The sequence below is a fragment of the Candidatus Marinimicrobia bacterium CG08_land_8_20_14_0_20_45_22 genome, from assembly GCA_002774355.1.
Classification (GTDB): domain Bacteria; phylum Fidelibacterota; class UBA2242; order UBA2242; family UBA2242; genus 0-14-0-20-45-22.
Window position 1 is genome coordinate 1 of sequence record PEYN01000137.1, and the last position, 1037, is coordinate 1037.

Here is a 1037-nt window from a genome sequence, read left to right on the forward strand (position 1 = left end):
CCGGTGCAACTTTTACCGTTCATGGCGTCAATGTTCATCCCGGTTACGCGAAGAACAAACTCGTGAACGCCGTTAAAATCGCCTCGGAAATCGTTTACCAGATCGCTAAGGAACCCAGCCCGGAAACAACAGAGAAGCGGGAAGGGTATCTTCATCCGCACGGCATCGAGGGCGGCGTCGAGAAGGCAACCGTAAAAGTCCTGATTCGTGATTTTGATGAAGACGGAATGAAGACAAAAGCGGCAAAATTGTCCGCGATTCGCGAAAAGATTGCCGGCAAATATCCCAAAGCAGGGATCGATCTTGAAATCAGAGAATCCTATAAAAATATGCGCGTCAAAATTCAGGAATATCCGCAGGTTGTCGAATACGCTCTTGAAGCGGTCAAGCGCGCAGGCGTCGAACCTAAACTACAGATCATTCGCGGCGGAACGGACGGTTCGAAACTTTGTTTTATGGGTCTGTTGACGCCGAATATCTTTACCGGCGGACATAATTTTCACAGCAAATTGGAGTGGATTTCTGTACAGACTATGAATAAAGCAGTGGAAACGCTGGTGAATTTGATACAAATCTGGGCAGAAAAGAGTTGTTAATTCATAACGAGAGGCAAACAATGCGAAAGATTTATTTAGGTTTCATACTGGTTTTCGTTTTCTTCCAAATCTCATTTGCAGATTCGATCGAAAAAACGCCTGTCGGTCCCGGCGTCAATTATTATCATGAATATCGTCAGGCGGGGCCGTGGCATTTCTATGTTCTGGAGATCGATCTGACAAATGAGTGGCTCCATCTTCAAACGGCAAAAGCGAATAACTTGTTGGCTGGATATGAAAGAACATCATCGATGTCATCACGAAACGACCGTGAAGGTCATCGTGTGGTTGGAGCAGTTAACGGCGATTTTTACGAATCGGGCGGCGTTCCAACAAACGCGCAGGTGATCGAAGGCGTTTTGATGAAATTGCCGATCAGCCGTGAAGTATTTGGTTGTTCCGATACCAAGGAGCCGTTCATCGCCATCACGACCTACAACG

The 1037-nt window shown here is 46.7% G+C and carries 2 protein-coding genes; both read left to right on the forward strand.

From position 1 onward, the window contains the following. On the forward strand, positions 1-596 hold a 596-nt coding region (locus COT43_08065; GenBank protein ID PIS27909.1), incomplete at its 5' end, for a peptidase T. A 20-nt stretch (positions 597-616) separates the two neighbouring features. Then, positions 617-1037 (forward strand): hypothetical protein (locus COT43_08070; GenBank protein PIS27910.1); only part of this gene is annotated, 421 nt, incomplete at its 3' end.